The organism is Streptomyces murinus (genome assembly GCF_002154555.1).
Lineage (GTDB): Bacteria > Actinomycetota > Actinomycetes > Streptomycetales > Streptomycetaceae > Streptomyces > Streptomyces murinus.
The window spans coordinates 18,576-38,441 of record NZ_MUNF01000100.1 but is presented as its reverse complement, the minus strand read 5'-3'; the positions used below and the strand labels follow the sequence as shown (position 1 = coordinate 38,441).

At 69.9% G+C, this 19,866-nt stretch carries 24 protein-coding genes; 12 read left to right on the top strand and 12 right to left on the bottom strand.

The genetic code is table 11. The features are described 5' to 3' along the window. Positions 1 to 265 precede the first annotated feature (265 nt). Positions 266 to 478, bottom strand: coding sequence for a DUF5326 family protein (locus CCN72_RS08240; RefSeq protein WP_037650493.1), 213 nt, complete (start codon positions 476 to 478; stop codon positions 266 to 268). 152 nt (positions 479 to 630) lie between these two features. Next, entirely contained in the window at positions 631 to 948 is a 318-nt protein-coding gene (locus CCN72_RS08235; RefSeq protein ID WP_086806935.1) for a cupin domain-containing protein, read from the bottom strand. A 59-nt stretch (positions 949 to 1,007) separates the two neighbouring features. Between CCN72_RS08235 and CCN72_RS08230 the strand changes: the two genes are divergently transcribed. The 6 genes from CCN72_RS08230 (at position 1,008) to CCN72_RS08205 (ending at position 5,723) form a co-directional block, all read left to right on the top strand. Next, positions 1,008 to 1,385, top strand: a complete 378-nt coding sequence (locus tag CCN72_RS08230; RefSeq protein WP_085565592.1) for a phage holin family protein — start codon at positions 1,008 to 1,010, stop codon at positions 1,383 to 1,385. Positions 1,386 to 1,392: 7 nt separating this feature from the next. Next, positions 1,393 to 1,914 (top strand): low molecular weight protein-tyrosine-phosphatase, encoded by a 522-nt coding sequence (locus tag CCN72_RS08225; RefSeq protein WP_086806934.1) that lies wholly within the window; start codon positions 1,393 to 1,395, stop codon positions 1,912 to 1,914. Further along, positions 1,911 to 3,059, top strand: coding sequence for a cystathionine gamma-lyase (locus CCN72_RS08220; RefSeq protein WP_086806933.1), 1,149 nt, complete (start codon positions 1,911 to 1,913; stop codon positions 3,057 to 3,059). Before CCN72_RS08225 ends, CCN72_RS08220 begins: the two co-directional genes overlap by 4 nt. A 239-nt stretch (positions 3,060 to 3,298) precedes the next feature. Then, positions 3,299 to 4,204, top strand: a complete 906-nt coding sequence (locus CCN72_RS08215; protein WP_086806932.1) for a LysR family transcriptional regulator — start codon at positions 3,299 to 3,301, stop codon at positions 4,202 to 4,204. An 81-nt stretch (positions 4,205 to 4,285) separates the two neighbouring features. Beyond that, positions 4,286 to 4,768, top strand: coding sequence for an NUDIX domain-containing protein (locus CCN72_RS08210; RefSeq protein ID WP_037650478.1), 483 nt, complete (start codon positions 4,286 to 4,288; stop codon positions 4,766 to 4,768). Between the two features lie 88 nt (positions 4,769 to 4,856). Continuing rightward, positions 4,857 to 5,723: a GNAT family N-acetyltransferase gene (locus CCN72_RS08205; protein WP_086806931.1), complete on the top strand. Its 867-nt coding sequence runs from the start codon at positions 4,857 to 4,859 to the stop codon at positions 5,721 to 5,723. A 121-nt stretch (positions 5,724 to 5,844) separates the two neighbouring features. Here CCN72_RS08205 and CCN72_RS08200 read toward each other — a convergent pair whose 3' ends face one another. Together CCN72_RS08200 and CCN72_RS08195 are read right to left on the bottom strand one after the other, a co-directional pair. After that, positions 5,845 to 6,264 carry a GlcG/HbpS family heme-binding protein gene (locus tag CCN72_RS08200; protein WP_086806930.1) on the bottom strand — a complete coding sequence of 140 codons (420 nt, stop codon included), beginning with the start codon at positions 6,262 to 6,264 and terminating at the stop codon, positions 5,845 to 5,847. A gap of 120 nt (positions 6,265 to 6,384) precedes the next feature. Beyond that, entirely contained in the window at positions 6,385 to 7,596 is a 1,212-nt protein-coding gene (locus CCN72_RS08195; RefSeq protein WP_086806929.1) for an MFS transporter, read from the bottom strand. A gap of 144 nt (positions 7,597 to 7,740) precedes the next feature. Here CCN72_RS08195 and CCN72_RS08190 point away from each other — a divergent pair, with 144 nt between their 5' ends. Beyond that, positions 7,741 to 8,199: a MarR family winged helix-turn-helix transcriptional regulator gene (locus CCN72_RS08190; RefSeq protein WP_086806928.1), complete on the top strand. Its 459-nt coding sequence runs from the start codon at positions 7,741 to 7,743 to the stop codon at positions 8,197 to 8,199. Between the two features lie 9 nt (positions 8,200 to 8,208). Further along, positions 8,209 to 8,661, top strand: a complete 453-nt coding sequence (locus tag CCN72_RS08185) for a GNAT family N-acetyltransferase (RefSeq protein WP_086806927.1) — start codon at positions 8,209 to 8,211, stop codon at positions 8,659 to 8,661. 96 nt (positions 8,662 to 8,757) lie between these two features. Here the strand turns inward: CCN72_RS08185 and CCN72_RS08180 are convergent, their stop codons facing one another. From CCN72_RS08180 to CCN72_RS08170, 3 genes are all read right to left on the bottom strand, one after another. Next, a complete protein-coding gene (locus CCN72_RS08180) occupies positions 8,758 to 10,143 on the bottom strand; it encodes a serine hydrolase domain-containing protein (protein ID WP_086806926.1) in 1,386 nt (461 codons plus the stop codon). A gap of 161 nt (positions 10,144 to 10,304) precedes the next feature. Beyond that, positions 10,305 to 10,838: a P-loop nucleotide/nucleoside kinase family protein gene (locus CCN72_RS08175; protein WP_208637946.1), complete on the bottom strand. Its 534-nt coding sequence runs from the start codon at positions 10,836 to 10,838 to the stop codon at positions 10,305 to 10,307. A gap of 30 nt (positions 10,839 to 10,868) precedes the next feature. Further along, positions 10,869 to 11,549, bottom strand: a complete 681-nt coding sequence (locus tag CCN72_RS08170; protein WP_086806924.1) for a TetR/AcrR family transcriptional regulator — start codon at positions 11,547 to 11,549, stop codon at positions 10,869 to 10,871. A gap of 80 nt (positions 11,550 to 11,629) precedes the next feature. Between CCN72_RS08170 and CCN72_RS08165 the strand changes: the two genes are divergently transcribed. Then, positions 11,630 to 12,745 (top strand): FAD-dependent oxidoreductase, encoded by a 1,116-nt coding sequence (locus CCN72_RS08165; protein WP_086806923.1) that lies wholly within the window; start codon positions 11,630 to 11,632, stop codon positions 12,743 to 12,745. Between the two features lie 25 nt (positions 12,746 to 12,770). Here the strand turns inward: CCN72_RS08165 and dnaB are convergent, their stop codons facing one another. Continuing rightward, positions 12,771 to 14,249 (bottom strand): replicative DNA helicase, encoded by a 1,479-nt coding sequence (gene dnaB / locus CCN72_RS08160; protein ID WP_085565604.1) that lies wholly within the window; start codon positions 14,247 to 14,249, stop codon positions 12,771 to 12,773. Between the two features lie 482 nt (positions 14,250 to 14,731). Here dnaB and CCN72_RS08155 point away from each other — a divergent pair, with 482 nt between their 5' ends. Beyond that, positions 14,732 to 16,069 carry an MATE family efflux transporter gene (locus CCN72_RS08155; protein ID WP_086806922.1) on the top strand — a complete coding sequence of 446 codons (1,338 nt, stop codon included), beginning with the start codon at positions 14,732 to 14,734 and terminating at the stop codon, positions 16,067 to 16,069. Positions 16,070 to 16,202: 133 nt separating this feature from the next. On the opposite strand, the gene rplI is transcribed toward CCN72_RS08155, so the two are convergent. From rplI to rpsF, 4 genes are all read right to left on the bottom strand, one after another. Further along, a complete protein-coding gene (gene rplI, locus CCN72_RS08150; protein ID WP_037650447.1) occupies positions 16,203 to 16,649 on the bottom strand; it encodes a 50S ribosomal protein L9 in 447 nt (148 codons plus the stop codon). 18 nt (positions 16,650 to 16,667) lie between these two features. After that, entirely contained in the window at positions 16,668 to 16,904 is a 237-nt protein-coding gene (rpsR, locus tag CCN72_RS08145; protein WP_003949403.1) for a 30S ribosomal protein S18, read from the bottom strand. A 41-nt stretch (positions 16,905 to 16,945) separates the two neighbouring features. Beyond that, the gene (locus CCN72_RS08140; protein ID WP_085565606.1) at positions 16,946 to 17,542 is read right to left on the bottom strand and encodes a single-stranded DNA-binding protein; all 597 of its coding nucleotides are present in this window, start codon (positions 17,540 to 17,542) and stop codon (positions 16,946 to 16,948) included. 73 nt (positions 17,543 to 17,615) lie between these two features. Further along, complete coding sequence (rpsF, locus tag CCN72_RS08135) at positions 17,616 to 17,906, bottom strand: 30S ribosomal protein S6 (RefSeq protein ID WP_037650441.1); 291 nt, start codon at positions 17,904 to 17,906, stop codon at positions 17,616 to 17,618. A gap of 282 nt (positions 17,907 to 18,188) precedes the next feature. Here rpsF and CCN72_RS08130 point away from each other — a divergent pair, with 282 nt between their 5' ends. Further along, entirely contained in the window at positions 18,189 to 18,500 is a 312-nt protein-coding gene (locus tag CCN72_RS08130) for a hypothetical protein (protein ID WP_037650437.1), read from the top strand. Positions 18,501 to 18,677: 177 nt separating this feature from the next. Next, positions 18,678 to 19,799 (top strand): lipid II:glycine glycyltransferase FemX, encoded by a 1,122-nt coding sequence (locus CCN72_RS08125; protein ID WP_086806921.1) that lies wholly within the window; start codon positions 18,678 to 18,680, stop codon positions 19,797 to 19,799. Positions 19,800 to 19,866 lie beyond the last annotated feature (67 nt).

The following is a 19,866-nucleotide window of genomic DNA, read 5'->3' as shown; positions in this document are numbered from 1 at the left end:
GTGCGGGGGCGTGGCTGGGCGGGGAGTGCGGGGGTTTTCGCCGGTGCGGTGTCGACCGTGGCCAAGGGTTACTCCGGAAACGCGAGGGGGCAGCCCGTGCGTGGGTGGGGAGCACGGATGGGTTTCTGCGCCATCCACGGGGCCGCACCCCGTGGGGAGTTCCGGACTCTAACCGGCCGCCACCGCGTGCGGCCGGGCTCACGGGGAAACTTCCCTCCCCCGAGGGAACCGGCACCCCCTTACCGGTCACCGGTTCCCGTGTGACTCACCAGTCGCCGTGCGAGGAGGAGTTGGACATGAACTTGCGCACGATGTAGATCAGTCCGCCGACCAGGGCGACGAAGATCAGCGCCTTGAACAGCAGCCCGATCACGAAACCGACGACGCTCGCTATCAGGCCGCCGAACACGACCAGGGCGATGACCGGCACCGCGACCCACTTCACCCACCACGGCAGTCCCGCGAAGATCCCTCGCATGGCCCTCGTCCTTCTCGTCTCGTGCGTACGTGTACGTCGCGTACGGTCCCGATGTCCTGCACCCGATGCTAGAGCCGAGGGAGGGTCCAGCGGGGGCCTCGCAGCCCTTGTCCTCCCCTGAGCCGTCCCCTAGGGAACCCGGAGACCGACCCTCACGCCTCGGGTGGAGAGAAGACGACGAGCACCCTCAGATCCTCGCTGATGTGGTGGAACTTGTGGGCGACACCGGCGGGCACGTACACCACGCTGCCCCGCGCCACCTCGGTCGTCTCCAGGCCGACGGTGATCGACGCCCGGCCGCTGACCACGAAGTACACCTCGTCCTGCTTGTGCGGCTGCTGCGGGTCGTGCGCGCCCGAGTCGAGGGCGTAGAGGCCGACCGACATGTTCCGCTCCCGCAGGAACTGAAGGTAGGCACCCTCGTTGGCGGCACGCTCCGCCTCCAGATCGTCCAGCCGGAATGCCTTCATCCGCTTCGTCGCCCTCGCCTCGCTGCTCGCTTCCGACCGGGTCTGCCACGATCGGACACATGAAGAATTTCGTAGTCAAGACGATCGTGAACGCGGGCGCCCTTGCGGTGGCCGTCTGGCTCCTCGACAAGATCACTCTGACCGGTGCCAGCACGGCCAAGAAGGCCGGCACGCTGATCGTCGTAGCGCTGATCTTCGGCCTGGTGAACTCCCTGGTCAAGCCGATCCTGAAGGTGCTCACCTTCCCGCTGTTCATCCTGACCCTGGGTCTGATCACCCTGATCGTCAACGCGCTGATGCTGCTGCTGACGTCCTGGGTGTGCGGCAAGCTCCAGTTGAGCTTCCATGTGGAGGGGTTCTGGACGGCCGTGCTCGGCGGTCTGATCATCTCGGTCGTCTCCTGGGCCCTGCACATGTTCCTTCCGGACGAGGACTGAGCGCCCCATGACCTACCGCGTCTGCTTCGTGTGCACCGGCAACATCTGCCGTTCCCCGATGGCCGAGTACGTCTTCCGCGCGCGGGTGGCGGAGGCCGGGCTGGCGGACCGGGTGGAGATCGACAGCGCGGGCACCGGCGGCTGGCACGAGGGCGAGGCCGCCGACCCGCGCACCGTCACCGTCCTGCGGGACGGCGGCTACGACTGCGACCACATCGCACGCCGGTTCCAGCCGTCCTGGTTCGCCCGCCGCGACCTTGTGATCGCCCTCGACGCCGGTCATCTGCGGGACCTGCGCCGCCTGGCGCCCACCGAGGACGACGCCCGCAAGGTCCGTCTGCTGCGCGCCTACGCCCGCCGCTCGACCGGCGTCCTCGCGCCGGACGATTCCCTGGACGGCGATCTCGATGTGCCGGACCCGTACTACGGCGGCCCGGACGGTTTCGCGGCATGCCTTGAGATGGTGGAGGAGGCGAGCACCGGACTGCTCGCCGCCGTACGGGAACACCTGGAGGGACGGGCCGCATGAGCGACGCAACCGTGGACGAGGGGCCCGTGGGCGACGGCACGCGTGCGGTCCGGGCCGGGCTGCCCGAGCCGGTCAAGCACGAGCCGACGCTGCCGGGCCCGGTCTTCGCCGCGCACTTCCATCTGCCGGGCGAGGTGACGGGGCCGTACTCGTACGGCCGTGACGACAACCCGACCTGGACGCTGCTGGAGAACGCCATCGGCGAGCTGGAGGCTCCCGGGCGGCCGGACGTCGAGACGCTGGTGTTCGCCTCCGGCATGGCCGCGATCTCCGCCGTGCTGTTCTCCCAGCTGCGCGCCGAGGACGCGGTGGTGCTGCCGTCCGACGGCTACCAGGCGCTGCCGCTGGTCCGCGCCCAGCTGGAGGCGTACGGCGTCGAGGTGCGCACCGCCCCCACCGGCGGGGACGCCCAGCTGGAGGCCCTGGAGGGCGCCCGGCTGCTGTGGATCGAGTCCCCGTCGAACCCGGGGCTCGATGTGTGCGACATCCGCCGTCTTGCGGTCGCGGCGCACGCCCAGGGCACCCTGGTGGCCGTCGACAACACCCTCGCCACCCCGCTCGGCCAGCGCCCGCTGGCCCTGGGCGCCGATTTCGCCGTGGCCAGCGGCACCAAGCAGCTCACCGGGCACGGCGACGTCCTGCTCGGATACGTGGCAGGCCGGGACGCCGAGGCGATGGCGGCCGTACGCCGCTGGCGCAAGATCGTCGGGGCGATCCCGGGGCCGATGGAGGCATGGCTCGCGCATCGCTCCATCGCCACGATCCAGCTGCGCGTGGACCGGCAGAACGCCACCGCGCTCACCGTCGCGGAGGCCCTGCGGCAGCGGCCGGAGGTCATGGATCTGCGCTATCCGGGGCTGCCGGACGACCCCGCGCACACGATCGCTTCGCGGCAGATGCGCCGCTACGGCTGCGTCGTCTCGTTCACACTGCCCACGCGTGCGCGTGCCGAGCGTTTTCTCGCCGCCCTGCGGCTGGTGGAGGACGCGACGAGCTTCGGCGGGGTGCGCTCCACGGCCGAGCGCCGCGGCCGCTGGGGCGGGGACGCCGTCCCGGAGGGCTTCGTCCGGATGTCCGTCGGCGCCGAGGATCCCGAGGACCTGGTGGCGGACATCCTGCGCGCCCTGGACGAGTCTGCGGAGTAACCCCGGCGCTTTCGGCCGGGCCTGCCCACGAAGGCGCCGTCCTGCCCTGTCGTACGACGGTCCGAGCCTCCCCCCTCGTGGCTCGGACCGCCTCCGGTTCCGCTCGCGAAGAACCGTGCGAACAAGGCTAGTTGACTCTCTGTCAGAGTCCAATCACGCTAGCGACAGGGGTCTATCGACATATTTATAGTTGATGCCTGCCAGAGCCGGACAAGGGCGAGGGCAGGGGAGGGCATGCCATGGATCTGGCCTTGCTGCGCACCTTCGTCACCGTGCACCGGGCCGGTTCCTTCACCCGCGCCGCGGCCCTGCTCGGCCTCTCCCAGCCCGCCGTCACCTCACAGATCCGCACCCTGGAGCGCCAGCTGGGAAAGCCCCTCTTCCTGCGCCAGGCGCGCGGGGTCACCCCGACCACCATCGGCGACGAACTCGCCCACAAGGCCGCACCCCATCTCGACGCGCTGGTGGAGATAGCCGAGTCCCGCCCGGACGACGAGTCCTCGCCGACGACCCTGCATCTGGCCGGACCCCCGGAGTTCACCGCCGAACGCGCCCTGCCCGCCCTCGCGGGACTGACCGGGAGGAGTCACCGGGGCTTCGCGCTGCGCGCCTCCTTCGGGGCCTCGGAGGAGGTTCTGGAGGGAGTCGCGGCCGGTCACCACGATCTGACGATCAGCACTGTCGGACCGCGTGGCGCCCTGTTCAGCGCGACGACGCTCTGCGACGAGGAGCATGTGCTGGTCGCCGCTCCCCGCTGGGCGAAGCGCCTCGACCCGGACGCCCTGCGTCTGAAAGGGGCACCCGCCCTCCAGAACCTGCCCGTGATCGACGTCCATGAGTCGCTGCCCTTCGTCTCCCGCTACTGGGCCTCCGTCTTCGACGCCCGCCCCGCCGCCCCCGGCACGGTCGTCACCCCCGACCTGCGGGCCATCCTTGCCTGTGCGAGCGCGGGCGCGGGCCTGGCCGTACTTCCCCGCTATCTCTGCGCACCGGCCCTCGACCGGGGCGCGGTCGTGGCCCTGCACGACCCGGTGGTGCCGCCGCTGCGCACCTATTTCCTGGTGGTCCGCACGGGCACGCTCGCCCTGCCGACCGTGGCCCGAGCCCACGAGGAACTGCTGCGAGCAGCCGCGAACTGGGGCTGACTGGCCCGGGACCACGCAACGCGGTCAACCGGTTCCGCTTTGCGATGTTTCACGTGGAACCAGCCGGGCCACATTTCTCCCATGACCGTCCGACCCGTGGTCAAGCGCACCGCCCGTGCCGTTCTGCTGGACGGCGACGACCTGATCCTGATCAAGCGCACCAAGCCCGGCGTCGATCCCTACTGGGTGACTCCCGGGGGCGGGGTCGATCCCGAGGACTCGACCGTCGTCGACGCCCTGCACCGGGAGGTGTACGAGGAACTGGGCGCCAAGATCAGCGATGTGGTGCCGTGTTTCGTGGACACCGTGGAGCACATCGGTGAGGACGGCGGCGCGACCGGCGTGAAGGTGCAGCACTTCTTCGTCTGCCGACTGGCGTCCATGGACCCGTCCCTGCGCCATGGCCCGGAGGTGGAGGAGCCCGCCGGCGAGTACGAGATCGTCCGCGTCCCGTTCACCCGTGTCGGCATCGCGTCCGTCCATCTCGTCCCGCTGTCGCTGCGGCACTATCTGGACGGCAACATCGAGGGCGTACGCGCCATGCACGCCCCCGACCTGGGGTAGCGGGCGCGTCCTGCCGGGTGGCGGACGGAGCGATGTTTCACGTGAAACGGGTGGACGCCGGGGGTCCCCTTCGGACAGCCTGACGTGCGTGCCAACTCCTTCCCTCGACGCACTGCCCATCCGTCGTCTGACGCTGCGCGATCTCACCGCCTGCGCCGACCTGTCCGAGGACCGGGGGTGGCCACGCGAGGAACACAAGTGGGGCTTCCTCCTCACCGCCGGGCGCGGCTACGGCATCGACGACCCTCAGGGTGGTCTCGTCGCCGCGTGCGTCATCACCGAGTACGGCTCCTGGGGACAACCGGAACTCGGCGCCATCGGCATGGTGCTGGTCGCCGAACGCCACGCTCGCAGGGGTGTCGGCCGCCGCCTGATGCGGCATGTGGTGTCCGCCATGGACGGCACTCCGCTGACCCTGTACGCCACGGAGAACGGCCGCCCTCTGTACGAGGAGCTGGGCTTCAAGGTGACGGGCCGGGCGGAGATGCTCAGGGGCCGCTTCGCTCCCGGCGGCCCGGACCTCAAGGTCACGACGCGGGCCGCCACCGCGGAGGACCTTCCCCGGATCCTGCGCGTGGACGAGGAGGCATTCGGCACCGACCGGACACCGCTCCTCGCACGGCTCCCGGCCTTCGCGGACCAGCTGCGGGTGGCCGAGGACGACGGCCGGATCATCGGCTACGCGGCCGCGTGGCCCAACATGGACACCCATGTCGTCGGCCCGCTGATCGCCCGGGACACCGAGACCGCCCAGGCCCTGATCGCCTCACTGGCGGCCGGCACGGACCGCCCGCTGCGCACCGACATCGACGTACGCCACGAGGAGTTGCTGACCTGGGCCAAAGCCCGGGGGCTGGCCTCGGTGACGCACAACTCGGTGATGACGCACGGCATCACCGAGCTTCCGGGCGACTGGACGCGCAGATTCGCCCCGCTGACGGTGGCCGCCGGCTGAGACGTCATACGACGCCGTGTGCCGTCCGTACGACCGCGCCGTCCGCACGACCGCGCCGTACGACGCCGACAGGCCCCGTCGCTCGAAGCGGCGGGGCCTGTGCCCTTGTGGACCGGGGTGATCAGGCGAGGGCCTGGACGGCAGCGGTGGCGAAGCCGTGGTCCTGCTCAGGGGCGCCACCGCCGACGCCGACCGCGCCGATCAGCCGGCCGTCGCGGTGGACGGGGACGCCGCCCGCGATGAACAGCAGCGGCCGGTCGAGGGCCGTGGGCAGCGTGTGGAAGAGGCCGCCCGGCTGGACGGCGTCGACCAGGTCGGCGGTGGGGGCGTTCAGCTGGAGCGCGGTGTAGGCCTTGCGGGTGCTGGTCTCGCCGGAGATCAGCACCGCCCGGTCGTCCCGGCGGAAGGCGAGCAGATGGCCGCCGGCGTCCAGGACGGTGACGCTGACGGTGACTCCCGCCTCCTCGGCCGCCCGGCGGGCCGTGGCGACGAGCAGTTCGGCGTCCTCGGTGGTGAGCGGGGCGACGGCGGTGGTGCTCATGGAAGGTTCTCCTCGGGTGTTGCGGTGGGGGATGGTGCTTGTGGGGACTTGCCGGGTGGGACCGCGCCGCGGTTCGGTGCGGGTGACCGTGGGCTGCGGACGGCTGCGGACCCTGGTGGCTCAGTGGTGGACGGCGGTGGGCCGGTCGGCGGGCGCGGCGGAAGCGGCCGCGGTGGCGCCCTGCGGGGCGTCGCGGCGTTCCAGGGCGGCCGAGAGGACGGCGAGGACCAGGGCGGCCGCGGCGAGCGCCGCACCGACCCAGTTGGGGGCCGTGTAGCCGAGGCCGGCCGAGATCACCAGTCCGCCGAGCCAGGCGGAGAGGGCGTTGCCCAGGTTGAAGGCGCCGATGTTCACGGCCGAGGCGAGCGTCGGCGCGCCATGGGCGTGGTCGAGAACACGCTTCTGCAACGGCGGGACGGTGGCGAAGCCGAGGGCACCGATCAGGGCGATGGTCACGGCGGCCGCGATCTTGTTGTGGGCGGTCAGCGTGAACAGGGCGAGGACGATGGCCAGGGCGCCGAGCGAGATGTAGAGCATCGGCATCAGGGCGCGGTCGGCGAACCTGCCGCCGACGAGGTTGCCGCCGACCATGCCGAGGCCGAACAGGACCAGCAGCCAGGTGACCGAGCCGTCGGCGAAGCCGGCGACGTGGGTCATCATCGGCGCGATGTAGGTGACGGCTGCGAAGACGCCGCCGAAGCCGAGGACGGTCATCGCCATGGCCAGCAGGACCTGGGCGTTCTTGAAGGCGGCCAGCTCGTGGCGCAGGTGCACGCCCTCGGGCCGGGGCAGCTCGGGCACCAGCTTGGCGATGCCGGCGAGCCCGATGACACCGAGCCCGGCGACGACCGCGAAGGTGACGCGCCAGCCGACGTGCTGGCCGATCAGCGTGCCCAGCGGGACGCCGATGACATTGGCGACCGTCAGACCGGTGAACATCATGGCGATGGCGCCGGCCTTCTTCTGGGGCGCGACCAGCTCGGCCGCGACGACCGAACCGATGCCGAAGAAGGCGCCGTGGGCGAGTGAGGCGATCACTCGTCCGATCACCATGATCGCGAAGGCGGGGGCGAGGGCGGACAGCAGGTTCCCGGCGATGAAGAGACCCATCAGCAGCATCAGCATCCGCTTGCGCGGGATCCTGGTGCCGAGCACGGTCATCAGCGGGGCGCCGATGACCACGCCGAGTGCGTAGCCGGTCACGAGCAGGCCGGCCGTGGGGATGGAGACGCCGAAGTCGCCCGCGACCTCGGGCAGCAAGCCCATGATCACGAATTCGGTGGTGCCGATTCCGAAGGCCCCGATCGCGAGGGCCAGAAGCGCGAGAGGCATGTGGGGGTACACCTTCCCAGAAGATTGCATGAGCGCTTTGCGTGTTCCGACAATACTTGCAGACGCGGCTTAAATGCAAGAGCTGGCTATTGCGGGCAGTGGTCTACCCTGGGGGCAACCACTCCGAGACGGAGGAGAACGCCCATGACAGCGACGGACCCCGCGCTCACCGCCCTCGCCCAGGGCTGGTGCGCACTCTCTGCGCTGCACGGCCGGATCGAGGCGCATGTCGAGCGCGCCCTCCAGGCCGAGCACGACCTCAGCGTGCGCGAGTACTCACTGCTCGACGTGCTGAGCCGGCAGCACGACGGCGAGGGCGGGCATCTACAGATGAAGCAGGTCGCCGAGGCGGTCGTACTCAGCCAGAGCGCCACCACACGCCTGGTGACCCGTCTGGAGGACCGCGGTCTGCTGGAGCGCTATCTGTGCCCGACCGACCGGCGCGGCATCTACACCAACGTCACCGAGGCGGGCCTGCGGCTGCTCGAAGAGGCGCGCCCCACCAATGACGGCGCCCTGCGCGAGGCCCTGGACGGGGCTTCCAAGAACCCCGAACTGGCGCCGCTGGTACGGGTGGTGGAGTCGCTGAACGTCCCTGCATAGGGTGCGGGCATGGGAGATCTTGAGATACGGGCCGCGGCCGAGGACGACCTTCCGGCGATCGTCGCGATGCTCGCCGACGATCCACTGGGCGCACAGCGGGAGTCTCCCGATGATCTGACCCCGTACCGGGCGGCGCTGAAGCGGCTGGTGGCAGACCCGAACCAGCACCTCGTCGTCGCCGTGCGTGACGGCCGGGTGATCGGCACCCTCCAGCTCACAATCATTCCCGGGCTGTCGCACCGGGGCGCGACCCGTGCGCTGATCGAGGCCGTTCGCATCCACGCGGACGAGCGGGGCAGCGGGCTGGGCACCGAGCTGATCCAGTGGGCCGTCGACACGGCCCGGCGGCTCGACTGCGTGATGGTGCAGCTGACGTCCGACAAGAAGCGTCCGGACGCCCACCGCTTCTATGAGCGGCTCGGGTTCACCGCGTCGCACGAGGGCTTCAAGCTGCGCCTCTGATCATCCTCGCTCCGACGGCGGGGCGCAGAGTATGACAAAGGGGTTGTCTCGTCTGTTTCACGTGAAACAGACGAGACAAGCCCTCTTGGCTTCCGCCTACTTGATGCCTCGCCAGCCCTGCGGGTCCACGCCGCCCGGCACCGGGGCCTCGGGGTCGTACGGCTGCCGGGTGAACACGAACGAGCCGAGGTCGAGGTGGCTCAGGGACCCGTCCGGCCGCCGTACGGGCCGCAGCAGCTCCCCGGCGTAGTAGTCCTCCAGACCCGTCCAGGTGCCGTCGCCGTTCGGCCGGAAGCGGGATCCGCGACCGCCGCCGGTCAGCGGGTCGAGCGAGATGTGGCCGTCGGCCGTCACCCGCAGGCCGAAGGCACCGGTCCCCCAGTACCACTGTCCGGCCAGCTCCAGCACCGCCGGGTCGACCTCACGCAGCGGGCGCCAGGGCTCGGGGATGCGGGGCTCCGCCTCGGCGACGATCCGTACGAGGTCGTCGCCGACCGTGCCCAGGGACGGTCCGCTGGTGCAGTTGGTGAGCACCACCGCGGCCACGTCGTCCTCCAGGCTGATGGTGAGGTTCGCCAGGAAGCCGGGCAGCGAGCCGGAGTGGCCGAACAGCAGGTGTCCGCCGCGGGCGTGGAGCTGCATGCCGAGGCCGTAGGTGACCCCGTCCACCACATCGGGGGCCTCGGCCGGCGCCGCCGGGGTCCGCATCTCGCGCACCGACTCCGCGCCGAGCACCCGCTCGTCACCGCGGGCCAGGAACACCGCGAACTTGGCCAGGTCCCCCGTGGTCGACCACAGCTGACCGGCGGAGGCCATCCGGCCGAGGTCCTCCATCGGCTCCGGCAGCAGGGCGTCGGCCCACGGATGCACCGCCCAGCCACCCGCGTACGGGGCTTCCGGCTGGGGGGTGGTGCGGTGCAGGCCGAGCGGTTCGAGGATCTCCCGGCGCAGCACTTCCTCCCAGGGGGCGCCGCGCAGTTCCTCCACCAGTGCGCCGAGCAGCGTGTAGCCGGTGTTGGAGTAGTGGTGCAGGCGGCCCGCGGGGTGCAGCAGGGGCTGTTCGCCGAGTACGTCGGCGAGTTCGGGCCGCAGGGAGCCGGGCGTCCGCTCCCACCAGGGTCCGGGCGACTCGGCCGCCACCCCGGAGGTGTGCGCGAGCAGTTCGGCGATCGTGGCCTCCCCCACGCCGGTGCCCGGCAGATGCTTGTCCAGCGGATCGCTGAGGTCGAGCGCGCCCTCGTCGCGCAACCGCATCACCAGTACGGCCGTGAAGGTCTTGGTGATCGAACCGATCCGGTACTGCACATTCTCGTCCGGCGCGTGCCCGTCCACCGAGCTCCGCGCCCCGTGCCACACGGTCTGCCCGCCGCGCACCACGGCGGCGACCAATGACGGCGCCCGCCCCTCGCTCTGCGCGACGGCGATCCTGTGCAGCAACGCGCGCTGGGTCCCCGGGAGCAGCGCATCCTGTGAAGTCGTCATTCCCCCAGTCCACCTGCTGGAACGCCGTGCGTCGAATCCATTTCCGACGCAGGACCCGCGTCCGGGAGGGGCCGGGGAGCGGTTACCCGGGGTCGCGCACGCCGGTAGGAAATCCCACGAGAGGTGGGGTGTTGGCCGCAATGGGGCCCGAGCGCTGCGATTCAGGGTCGTGTCGCTTCCCTGTCGAACGCCTCACGGACCTGGCCCGCGAGGTCGGACGGATCGGTGGGGCGGGTCGTGTCCGCCGTGATGACGGTGCCGTAGGCGAGCGGCCGGTCGTACTGGGCCAGGGCCTCGGGCCGGAGTTCATGGACGACGTGGACCGCGTGGGCCCCGGGCGCGCGCTCGGCGTAGCGGCGAGCGGCCTCGGCCGGTGGGCACCGGCAATGGACCTCGACCACCGTCGCGGCCAAGGACTCCAGGTGAGGGCGGGTGTCGGGGTGGCGCGACAGGAAGTTGGCCTCCAGGACGGCCTCCGGGCAGCGCGCGGCCAGGGCCCGGATCAAGCGCATGGCCGCGGCGCCCAGTCGGCGTGAGGACGCCAGATCCACCGGCGCGTCCAGCGCGTCGTGCAGGGTCTCCTTGATGTGGTCCTTGGACAGCAGCGGAAAACGGAGTTCTGCCGACAGCGGTAGCGCCAGGGTGGTCTTGCCGGCTCCGGGCGCCCCGGTGACGAGCACGATGCGACGGGTCACCCGACCGATGATGCGGGATTCGCCGTCATCTCACCGGGAAACGCGGGCTTCGATGCCGTCGAGCAGGAAATCGAGGCCCATCCGGAAGGTGTGGTCGGCGTCCAGGTGAGCGGCGTCGCGCACCACCGTGGCCAGCGCGGGGAATCGGCCGGTGGCGAAGGTCCGCTCCAGATAGGGCCCGAGTGCGGCCTGCCAGCGTCTCTCGTCCATCCCGCTGGCACGCTCGGCCCGCCGCGCGGCGATCTCCCGCCGCACCGCGCCGATCACATACGCGTTCACCGCCGCGACCATCGGCATGGCGTCGTCCAGATCGACGCCGTCGAGCCGGGACAACACGGCCTCGCCATTGGCCAGCGCGTGCGGGCCGAGCTGCGGTCGGCCACCGAGCAGATCGGCGAGCCATTCGTGCTCATGGGCGGCCTGCCGGGTGGATTCGGCGAGAGAGCGCAGCACCTCCCGCCAGCCGTCTCCGACGGGCCGGATCTCGGCATAAGCCGCGTCGACCATCAGGTCGAGCAGCTCCTCCTTGCTCGCGATATAGCTGTACAGCCGCATCGGCCCGACGCCCAGCGCGGTGGCGACCTTGCGCAGCGACACCACCTCCAGGCCGTCCGCGTCGGCCAGCCGGATCGCCGTTCGCACGATGCGTTCTCGGTTCAGCGGGGCCGGCACCGGTCGATCCGGCGGCTCCGGCCTCTCCCACACCAACATGCCGCCAACGATACTGCGCATAGATCGATACAGTGTATCGGCACGTACGGTGTATCGGAGAGAGGCAAGAAGGGGCACCCATGACCATCGCCATCATCGGAGCCGGGCTCGGCGGCCTGGCTCTCGCCCGTGTGCTGCACGTCAACGGAATGGATTCCGTCGTGTACGAACGCGAGTCCTCGCGCGGTGCGCGCGGTCAGGGCGGCATGCTCGACATCCACTCCGGCCGGCGGGCGCTGCGCGAGGCCGGTCTCCTCGACGGGTTCCACGCGATCGCCCGTGGCGAGGGCCAGGACATGCGTCTCCTCGAACCGGACGGCACCCTCCTGCTCCAGGAGGACACCCCCGACGACGCCCCGCTCGACCGGCCCGAGGTCGACCGCGCCGACCTGCGCGACCTGCTGCTGGACTCCCTCCCCGAGGACACGGTGCGCTGGGGCCACGAGTTCACCTCCGCGGGCGACGGCCGGCTGGACTTCGCCGACGGCGGCGGCGCGTCGTACGACCTGCTGGTCGGCGCGGACGGCGCGAACTCCCGGGTCCGGGCGCTGCTCACCGACGCCCGCCCGGCGCATATCGGCCAGAACGTCGTCGAGGTCGGCATCCCCGACATCGACCGCACCCACCCCGACCTCGCGGCGATGGTCGGGCGCGGCAACTACTGGGTGCTCGGCGACGGGATATCCCTGGCGGCGCAGCGCAACGGTGACGGCCGCGTGCGCATCGGCATCAGCTTCTACAACACCGCCGAGGACTGGTTCGCCACCAGCGGGATCCCGTTCGACGACCCGGCCGCCGCCCGGGCGCGGCTGAACGATCTGCTCTCCGGCTGGGACCCTCGGTTCACCGCGCTGATCGCGGCCTGCGACGACACGATCGTGCCACGCTCGATCACCGCCCTCCCGGTCGGCCTGACCTGGCCGTCGACACCGGGCGTCACCCTGCTCGGCGATGCCGCGCACCTGATGCCGCCGGTGGGCGAGGGCGCCAACATGGCGTTGCTCGACGGCGCTCTGCTCGGACTCGCGCTGGCCGCGCGCCCGGACGACTTCCCCACCGCCGTCGCGGAATACGAACACGAGATGTTCGAACGCACCGGCGCCGCCGCCCGGATGTCCGCGAGGATGAAGGACATGCTGATGTCCCCGGGCGCCGCCCGGAAGATGCTCGCGTTCTTCCAGCCCGACGGCACCTGAAACCCCGCGGGTTCCCTCGCGTCGATCAGGTCTGCGCCATGTCCACGAAGCGCGAGTAGTGGCCCTGGAAGGCGACCGTGATGGTGGCCGTGGGGCCGTTACGGTGCTTGGCGACGATCAGGTCGGCCTCGCCGGCGCGGGGGGACTCCTTCTCGTACGCGTCCTCGCGGTGCAGCAGGATGACCATGTCGGCGTCCTGCTCGATCGAGCCGGACTCACGCAGGTCGGACACCATCGGCTTCTTGTCGGTGCGCTGTTCGGGACCACGGTTCAGCTGGGACAGCGCGATGACCGGGATCTCCAGCTCCTTGGCGAGGAGCTTGAGGTTACGGGACATGTCCGAGACCTCCTGCTGGCGGCTCTCGGCGCGCTTGGAGCCGCCGGACTGCATCAGCTGGAGGTAGTCGATGACGACGAGTTTCAGATCGTTGCGCTGCTTGAGGCGGCGGCACTTGGCCCGGATCTCCATCATCGACAGGTTCGGGGAGTCGTCGATGTAGAGCGGGGCGGCCGAGACGTCCGGCATCCGGCGGGCGAGCCGGGTCCAGTCCTCGTCGGTCATCGTGCCGGAGCGCATGTGGTGCAGGGCGACACGGGCCTCGGCGGACAGCAGACGCATCGCGATCTCATTGCGGCCCATTTCGAGCGAGAAGATGACGCTCGGCAGGTTGTTCTTGATCGACGCGGCTCGCGCGAAGTCCAGCGCGAGCGTCGACTTACCCATGGCGGGACGGGCCGCGATGACGATCATCTGACCGGGGTGCAGTCCGTTGGTGAGCGAGTCGAAGTCCGTGAATCCGGTGGGCACACCGGTCATCTCGCCGCTGCGTGAGCCGATCGCCTCGATCTCGTCGAGGGCGCCCTCCATGATGTCGCCCAGCGGCAGATAGTCCTCGCTGGTGCGCTGCTCGGTGACGGCGTAGATCTCGGCCTGGGCGCTGTTGACGATCTCGTCCACATCGCCGTCGGCCGCGTATCCCATCTGCGTGATCCGGGTGCCGGCCTCGACCAGGCGGCGCAGTACGGCGCGCTCGTGGACGATCTCCGCGTAGTACTCGGCGTTGGCCGCCGTCGGCACGGTCTGGACCAGGCTGTGCAGATACGCGGCGCCGCCGACCTTGTTGATCTCGCCGCGCTTGGTGAGTTCCGCGGCGATGGTGATCGGGTCGGCCGGCTCGCCCTTGGCATAGATGTCAAGGATCGCCTGGTAGATCGTCTCGTGCGCGGGCTTGTAGAAGTCGTGGCCCTTGAGGATCTCCACGACGTCGGCGATGGCGTCCTTGGACAGCAGCATGCCGCCGAGCACCGACTGCTCGGCGTCGAGGTCCTGCGGGGGCACCCGCTCGAAGGAGGAACCGCCGCCGTCCCAGCCGGCGTTGTCCCGGCCCCGGTCGTGCTGCTCGTCACGGCCCCGGCCACCCTCGGGTCGCCGACGGGAGGCCGGCAGACGATCACTGGGTCCGCTGTCGGCCCACGGATCGTCCAAGGGCTCGGAAATGCTCACCGAGCCACCTCCTCCCGTCACACGGCGGACCTCGCCGTGTCCTCTTTTGTACGGCACGACACTGACAAATCGAGAGGCCCAACTCCGCTCAGGGCGCGTCGGTTTTGTGCCGTTTACCGAGCCTCGGAGGCATCGCCTGCCGGGGCCCGGAGAAGGAGCGGGCGCCGGACAACGGTAGGCCCGTCGGCACCGTCAGCCAATCTGGTTATCCACAGGCCATGTGGACGACGGCCCCGATGCTGTGGAGAACTCGCCGAAACCTGTGCACGACCCGGTGGACAGCCCTGTGAACAAGCCCTCGATCCTCTCCAGGCCAAGCCCCTGACCTGCGACTTCGGCATCCACCGGCTGTGCAGAAGAAAAACTTTCCCGGTCGGACCAAGATCGGTTCGAACGGTGCGCGAGCGGACGGCGTCCAGGATCATAAGTAAGGGTCACAATGCAATTGCATCTCTTACCTGTGGACGATTACATTAGCGCCCATGACCCAGGCTCCCGAGATCCCCGAGGCCACCCGCCGGCGGCACGACCGAGAGATCGTCGCGCTGGCCGTCCCGGCCTTCGGCGCGCTCGTCGCCGAGCCTCTCTTCGTCATGGCGGACAGTGCCATTGTCGGCCACCTCGGCACCGCCCAGCTCGCCGGTCTCGGCGTCGCCTCCGCCCTCCTGACCACTGCCGTGAGCGTGTTCGTCTTTCTCGCCTACGCCACCACGGCCGCCGTGGCCCGCCGGGTCGGCGCGGGCGATCGCCCGGGCGCCATCCGCCAGGGCATGGACGGCATCTGGCTGGCGCTGCTGCTCGGGATCGCGGTCATCGCCGTCGTCCTCCCCCTGGCACCCGGCATCGTGGACCTCTTCGGCGCCTCCACCACGGCGGCGCCCTATGCCACCACCTATCTCCGCATTTCCTCCCTGGGCATCCCGGCCATGCTCATGGTGCTCGCCGCCACCGGAGTGCTCCGCGGTCTCCAGGACACCAGGACACCGCTCTATGTCGCCGTCGGCGGTTTCATCGCCAACGCCGTCCTCAATGTGGGCCTGGTCTACGGCGCCGGGCTGGGCATCGCGGGTTCGGCCTGGGGCACGGTCATCGCGCAGTGCGCCATGGCGGCCGTCTATCTGACCGTGGTCGTACGCGGCGCCCGTCGGCACGGTGCGTCCCTGCGCCCGGACGCGGCCGGGATCCGGGCCTCGGCACAGGCTGGTGTCCCGCTACTGGTCCGCACCCTGTCGCTGCGCGCGATCCTCATGATCGCCACCGCCGTCGCGGCCCGCCTCGGTGACGCCGACATCGCCGCCCACCAGATCACTCTGTCCCTGTGGAGCCTGCTGGCCTTCGCGCTCGACGCCATCGCGATCGCGGGGCAGGCCATCATCGGCCGCTACCTCGGAGCAGCCGACACCGAGGGCGCCCGCGCGGCCTGCCGGCGGATGGTCCAGTGGGGCATCGCCACCGGTGCCGTACTCGGACTGCTGGTCGTCGCGGCCCGACCGCTCTTCCTGCCGCTGTTCACCAGCGACCCGGTGGTCAAGGACGCCGCCCTGCCCGCGCTGCTGATGGTGGCGTTGTCACAGCCCATCTGCGGGATCGTCTTCGTCCTGGACGGCGTCCTGATGGGCGCGGGCGACGGACCGTATCTGGCCGGGGCGATGCTGGTGACCCTGGCGGTGTTCGTCCCGGCGGCCCTGCTCATCCCGGTATTCGGCGGCGGTCTGACCGCGCTCTGGGCCGCGATGACGCTGATGATGACCGTCCGTATGGCCACCCTGTGGTGGCGCAGCCGCTCGGGCCGCTGGCTGGTGACGGGCGCGACCCGCTGACCGTTTCACGTGAAACATCCGCCGTGGTGCCCCTCCCGGGACGCGTCGGCGAGAGCCGCACCGGCAACGGAAGAGGGGCCGTACCCGCGATGGGTACGGCCCCTCTTCTCAGCTGCTCAGACCGAGCGCTGGGTCACGCGGAGACAACCTCGATGGCGACCTTGGCGGCCACCTCGGGGTGCAGACGCACGGACGTCTCGTGGGAGCCCAGGGTCTTGATCGGGGCGCCCAGCTCGATGCGGCGCTTGTCGACCTCGGGGCCACCGGAAGCCTTGATCGCGGACGCGACGTCGGCCGGGGTGACGGAACCGAAGAGACGACCGGCGTCGCCGGAGCGAACGGCCAGACGGACCTTCACGCCCTCGAGCTGGGCCTTGACCTGGTTGGCCTGCTCGATGGTCTGGATCTCGTGGATCTTGCGCGCACGACGGATCTGCGCGACGTCCTTCTCGCCACCCTTGGTCCAGCGGATAGCGAACTTCCGCGGGATCAGGTAGTTGCGAGCGTAGCCGTCCTTGACGTCGACAACATCGCCGGCGGCACCGAGGCCGGAGACCTCGTGGGTGAGGATGATCTTCATGAGTCGGTCACCCTTCCCTTATCGCGCGGTGGACGTGTAGGGCAGCAGCGCCATCTCACGGCTGTTCTTCACGGCCGTGGCGACGTCACGCTGGTGCTGCGTGCAGTTGCCGGTCACGCGGCGGGCACGGATCTTGCCGCGGTCGGAAATGAACTTCCGCAGCATGTTCGTGTCCTTGTAGTCCACGTACGTGACCTTGTCCTTGCAGAAAGCGCAGACCTTCTTCTTAGGCTTGCGCACAGGCGGCTTCGCCATGGTGTTTCTCCTGTGTGATCAAGAAGTGTGGGATACGAGCCCTAGAAAGGAGGCTCGTCCGAGTAGCCGCCGCCCTGGTTGCCACCGGAGCCACCGCCCCAGCCGCCACCACCCTGGTTGCCACCGGCGGGAGCGCCGGTCGCCCACGGGTCGTCGGCCGGAGCGCCGCCACCCTGCTGGCCGCCACCGGAGCCACCGCCCCAGCCGCCGCCGGCCTGGCCGCCACCCTGCTGGCCGCCGCCGTAACCGCCCTGGCCACCGCGACCGCCACCACCGGAGGTCTTGGTGACCTTGGCCGTGGCGTTGCGCAGGCTGGGGCCGACCTCGTCGACGTCCAGCTCGTAGACCGTGCGCTTGACGCCCTCACGGTCCTCGTAGGACCGCTGCTTCAGCCGGCCCTGCACGAGCACGCGCATGCCTCGCTGGAGCGACTCGGCGACGTTCTCCGCCGCCTGGCGCCAGACCGAGCAGGTCAGGAACAGGCTCTCGCCGTCCTTCCACTCATTGGTCTGACGGTCGAAGGTGCGGGGGGTGGACGCGATACGGAACTTCGCGACCGCCGCACCGGACGGGGTGAAGCGCAGCTCGGGGTCGTCGACAAGATTGCCGATGACCGTGATGACGGTCTCGCCTGCCATGGGGGAACCTCTCGGCGGGTTTGCTGCTGGCTGCTTGCTGCTACTCGAATCCCGGGATCAACTGAGCCGAGGCTCAGTGCATCTCGGGACGGAGGACCTTGGTCCGGAGGACCGACTCGTTCAGGTTCATCTGGCGGTCGAGCTCCTTGACGACCGCAGGCTCGGCCTGCAGGTCGATGACCGAGTAGATGCCCTCGGGCTTCTTCTTGATCTCGTAGGCGAGACGACGACGGCCCCAGGTGTCGACCTTCTCCACCTTGCCGCCGCCATCACGGACGACGGACATGAAGTTCTCGATCAGCGGGGAGACAGCACGCTCCTCGAGATCGGGGTCGAGGATGACCATCACCTCGTAGTGACGCATGTGGAACCCACCTCCTTTGGACTCAGCGGCCACGGTCGTTCCGTGGCAGGAGGGTCTAATGCGTTCGCAACGGTATCGGCCGACACTGACAATCAGGGGTTTCCACTGACGATCAGGGCTCCGCGAGGATTCCCCGCCGCGGATCCGGGCAGACACCGGTGCAGACGGTACAGACTACCCGCACACCCGCTTCCGGTTGAAATCCGGCCGTGAGGGCCGACAATCTGTACACGTCGGGTGTGTACGGCGCTACGATGCGCCGCCTTCCGCAGGAGGTGCCCCATGGCACAGGCTTTGCAGCCCAACACCGCCGGATCCCTCTTCGCCAGCGACGGCAAGACCCATCCGCTCCCGGACATCCTGATGGCCGTGACGCTGGTCCTGGGCCTGCTGTCCTTCATCACCGCGTTCTTCCCCGGCCTGCACCTGCTCACGTCCTGGGCCGGTCTGGTCGGCATCGTCACCGGCGCGTACGGGCAGTGGGTCTCGGTGACCACACGCGAGCGCTTCGGGCTGATCCTCGGCCTCGGCGCCTCCGGGGTCGGCCTGCTGATCGGCATGTCGAACGGCGGGCTGTTCGGCGGCCTGTTCTGAGGCGGTCCCTCCCGAGGCCGCCCCCGCGAAGACGATCTCCGCGGGGGCGGCCTCGCGCGGGCGGGCCCTTCTGAGCCGTCCGCCCCATCGGGGTGCTCAGCGGGCGCAGTAGGCTTCGGCGCGAGAGCCGGAGCCCCTGAACCCATGGGGACACACCAGCCCGAGGAGCGCCCCGACATGAGCCTGACCCTGAGGACCATCAGCCGAGAGCAGCATCTGGCATTCATCCAGAGCCTGCCGTCGGCGAGCCACATGCAGGTCCCGGCCTGGGCCGACGTGAAGGCGGAGTGGCGCTCGGAGAGCCTCGGCTGGATCGACGAGCGCAGCGGTCAGCTGGTCGGCGTGGGCCTGGTCCTCTACCGCCAGCTGCCCAAGATCAAGCGCTACCTCGCCTATCTGCCCGAGGGCCCGGTCATCAACTGGTACGCGCCGAACCTGGACGACTGGATCCAGCCGATGCTCGCGCACCTGAAGCAGCAGGGCGCCTTCTCCGTGAAGATGGGCCCGCCGGTGATCATCCGTCGCTGGAACGCCGAGACCATCAAGAAGGGCATCCAGGACCAGGACGTCAAGCGTCTGCGCGACCTGGAGGCCGACTACATCGAGCCGCGCGCCTTCGAGGTCGCCGACAAGCTGCGCCGCATGGGCTGGCAGCAGGGCGAGGACGGCGGCGCGGGCTTCGGCGACGTCCAGCCGCGCTACGTCTACCAGGTGCCGCTGGCGAACCGCTCCCTGGAAGAGGTCCACAAGAACTTCAACCAGCTGTGGCGCCGCAACATCAAGAAGGCCGAGAAGGCCGGCGTCGAGGTCGTCCAGGGCGGCTACCAGGACCTCGCCGAGTGGCAGCGGCTGTACGAGATCACGGCCGTGCGCGACCACTTCCGGCCGCGCCCGCTGTCGTACTTCCAGCGCATGTGGACGGCCCTCAACACCGAGGACCCCAACCGCATGCGGCTGTACTTCGCCCGGCACAACGGTGTGAACCTGTCCGCGGCCACCATGCTGATCGTCGGCGGCCATGTCTGGTACTCCTACGGCGCCTCCGACAACATCGGCCGCGAGGTCCGGCCCTCGAACGCGATGCAGTGGTGCATGCTGCGCGACGCCTACGCCCTCGGGGCGACCGTCTACGACCTGCGCGGCATCTCCGACTCGCTGGACGAGTCGGACCACCTGTTCGGCCTGATCCAGTTCAAGGTCGGCACGGGCGGACAGGCCGCCGAGTACCTCGGCGAATGGGACTTCCCGCTGAACAAGCTGCTCCACAAGGCGCTCGACATCTACATGTCGCGCCGCTGAGCAGCCGGCGTTTGATTCCATAGGGTTCACAGCCCTTCACCCCCGATACACCTCAGCCACGAGAAAG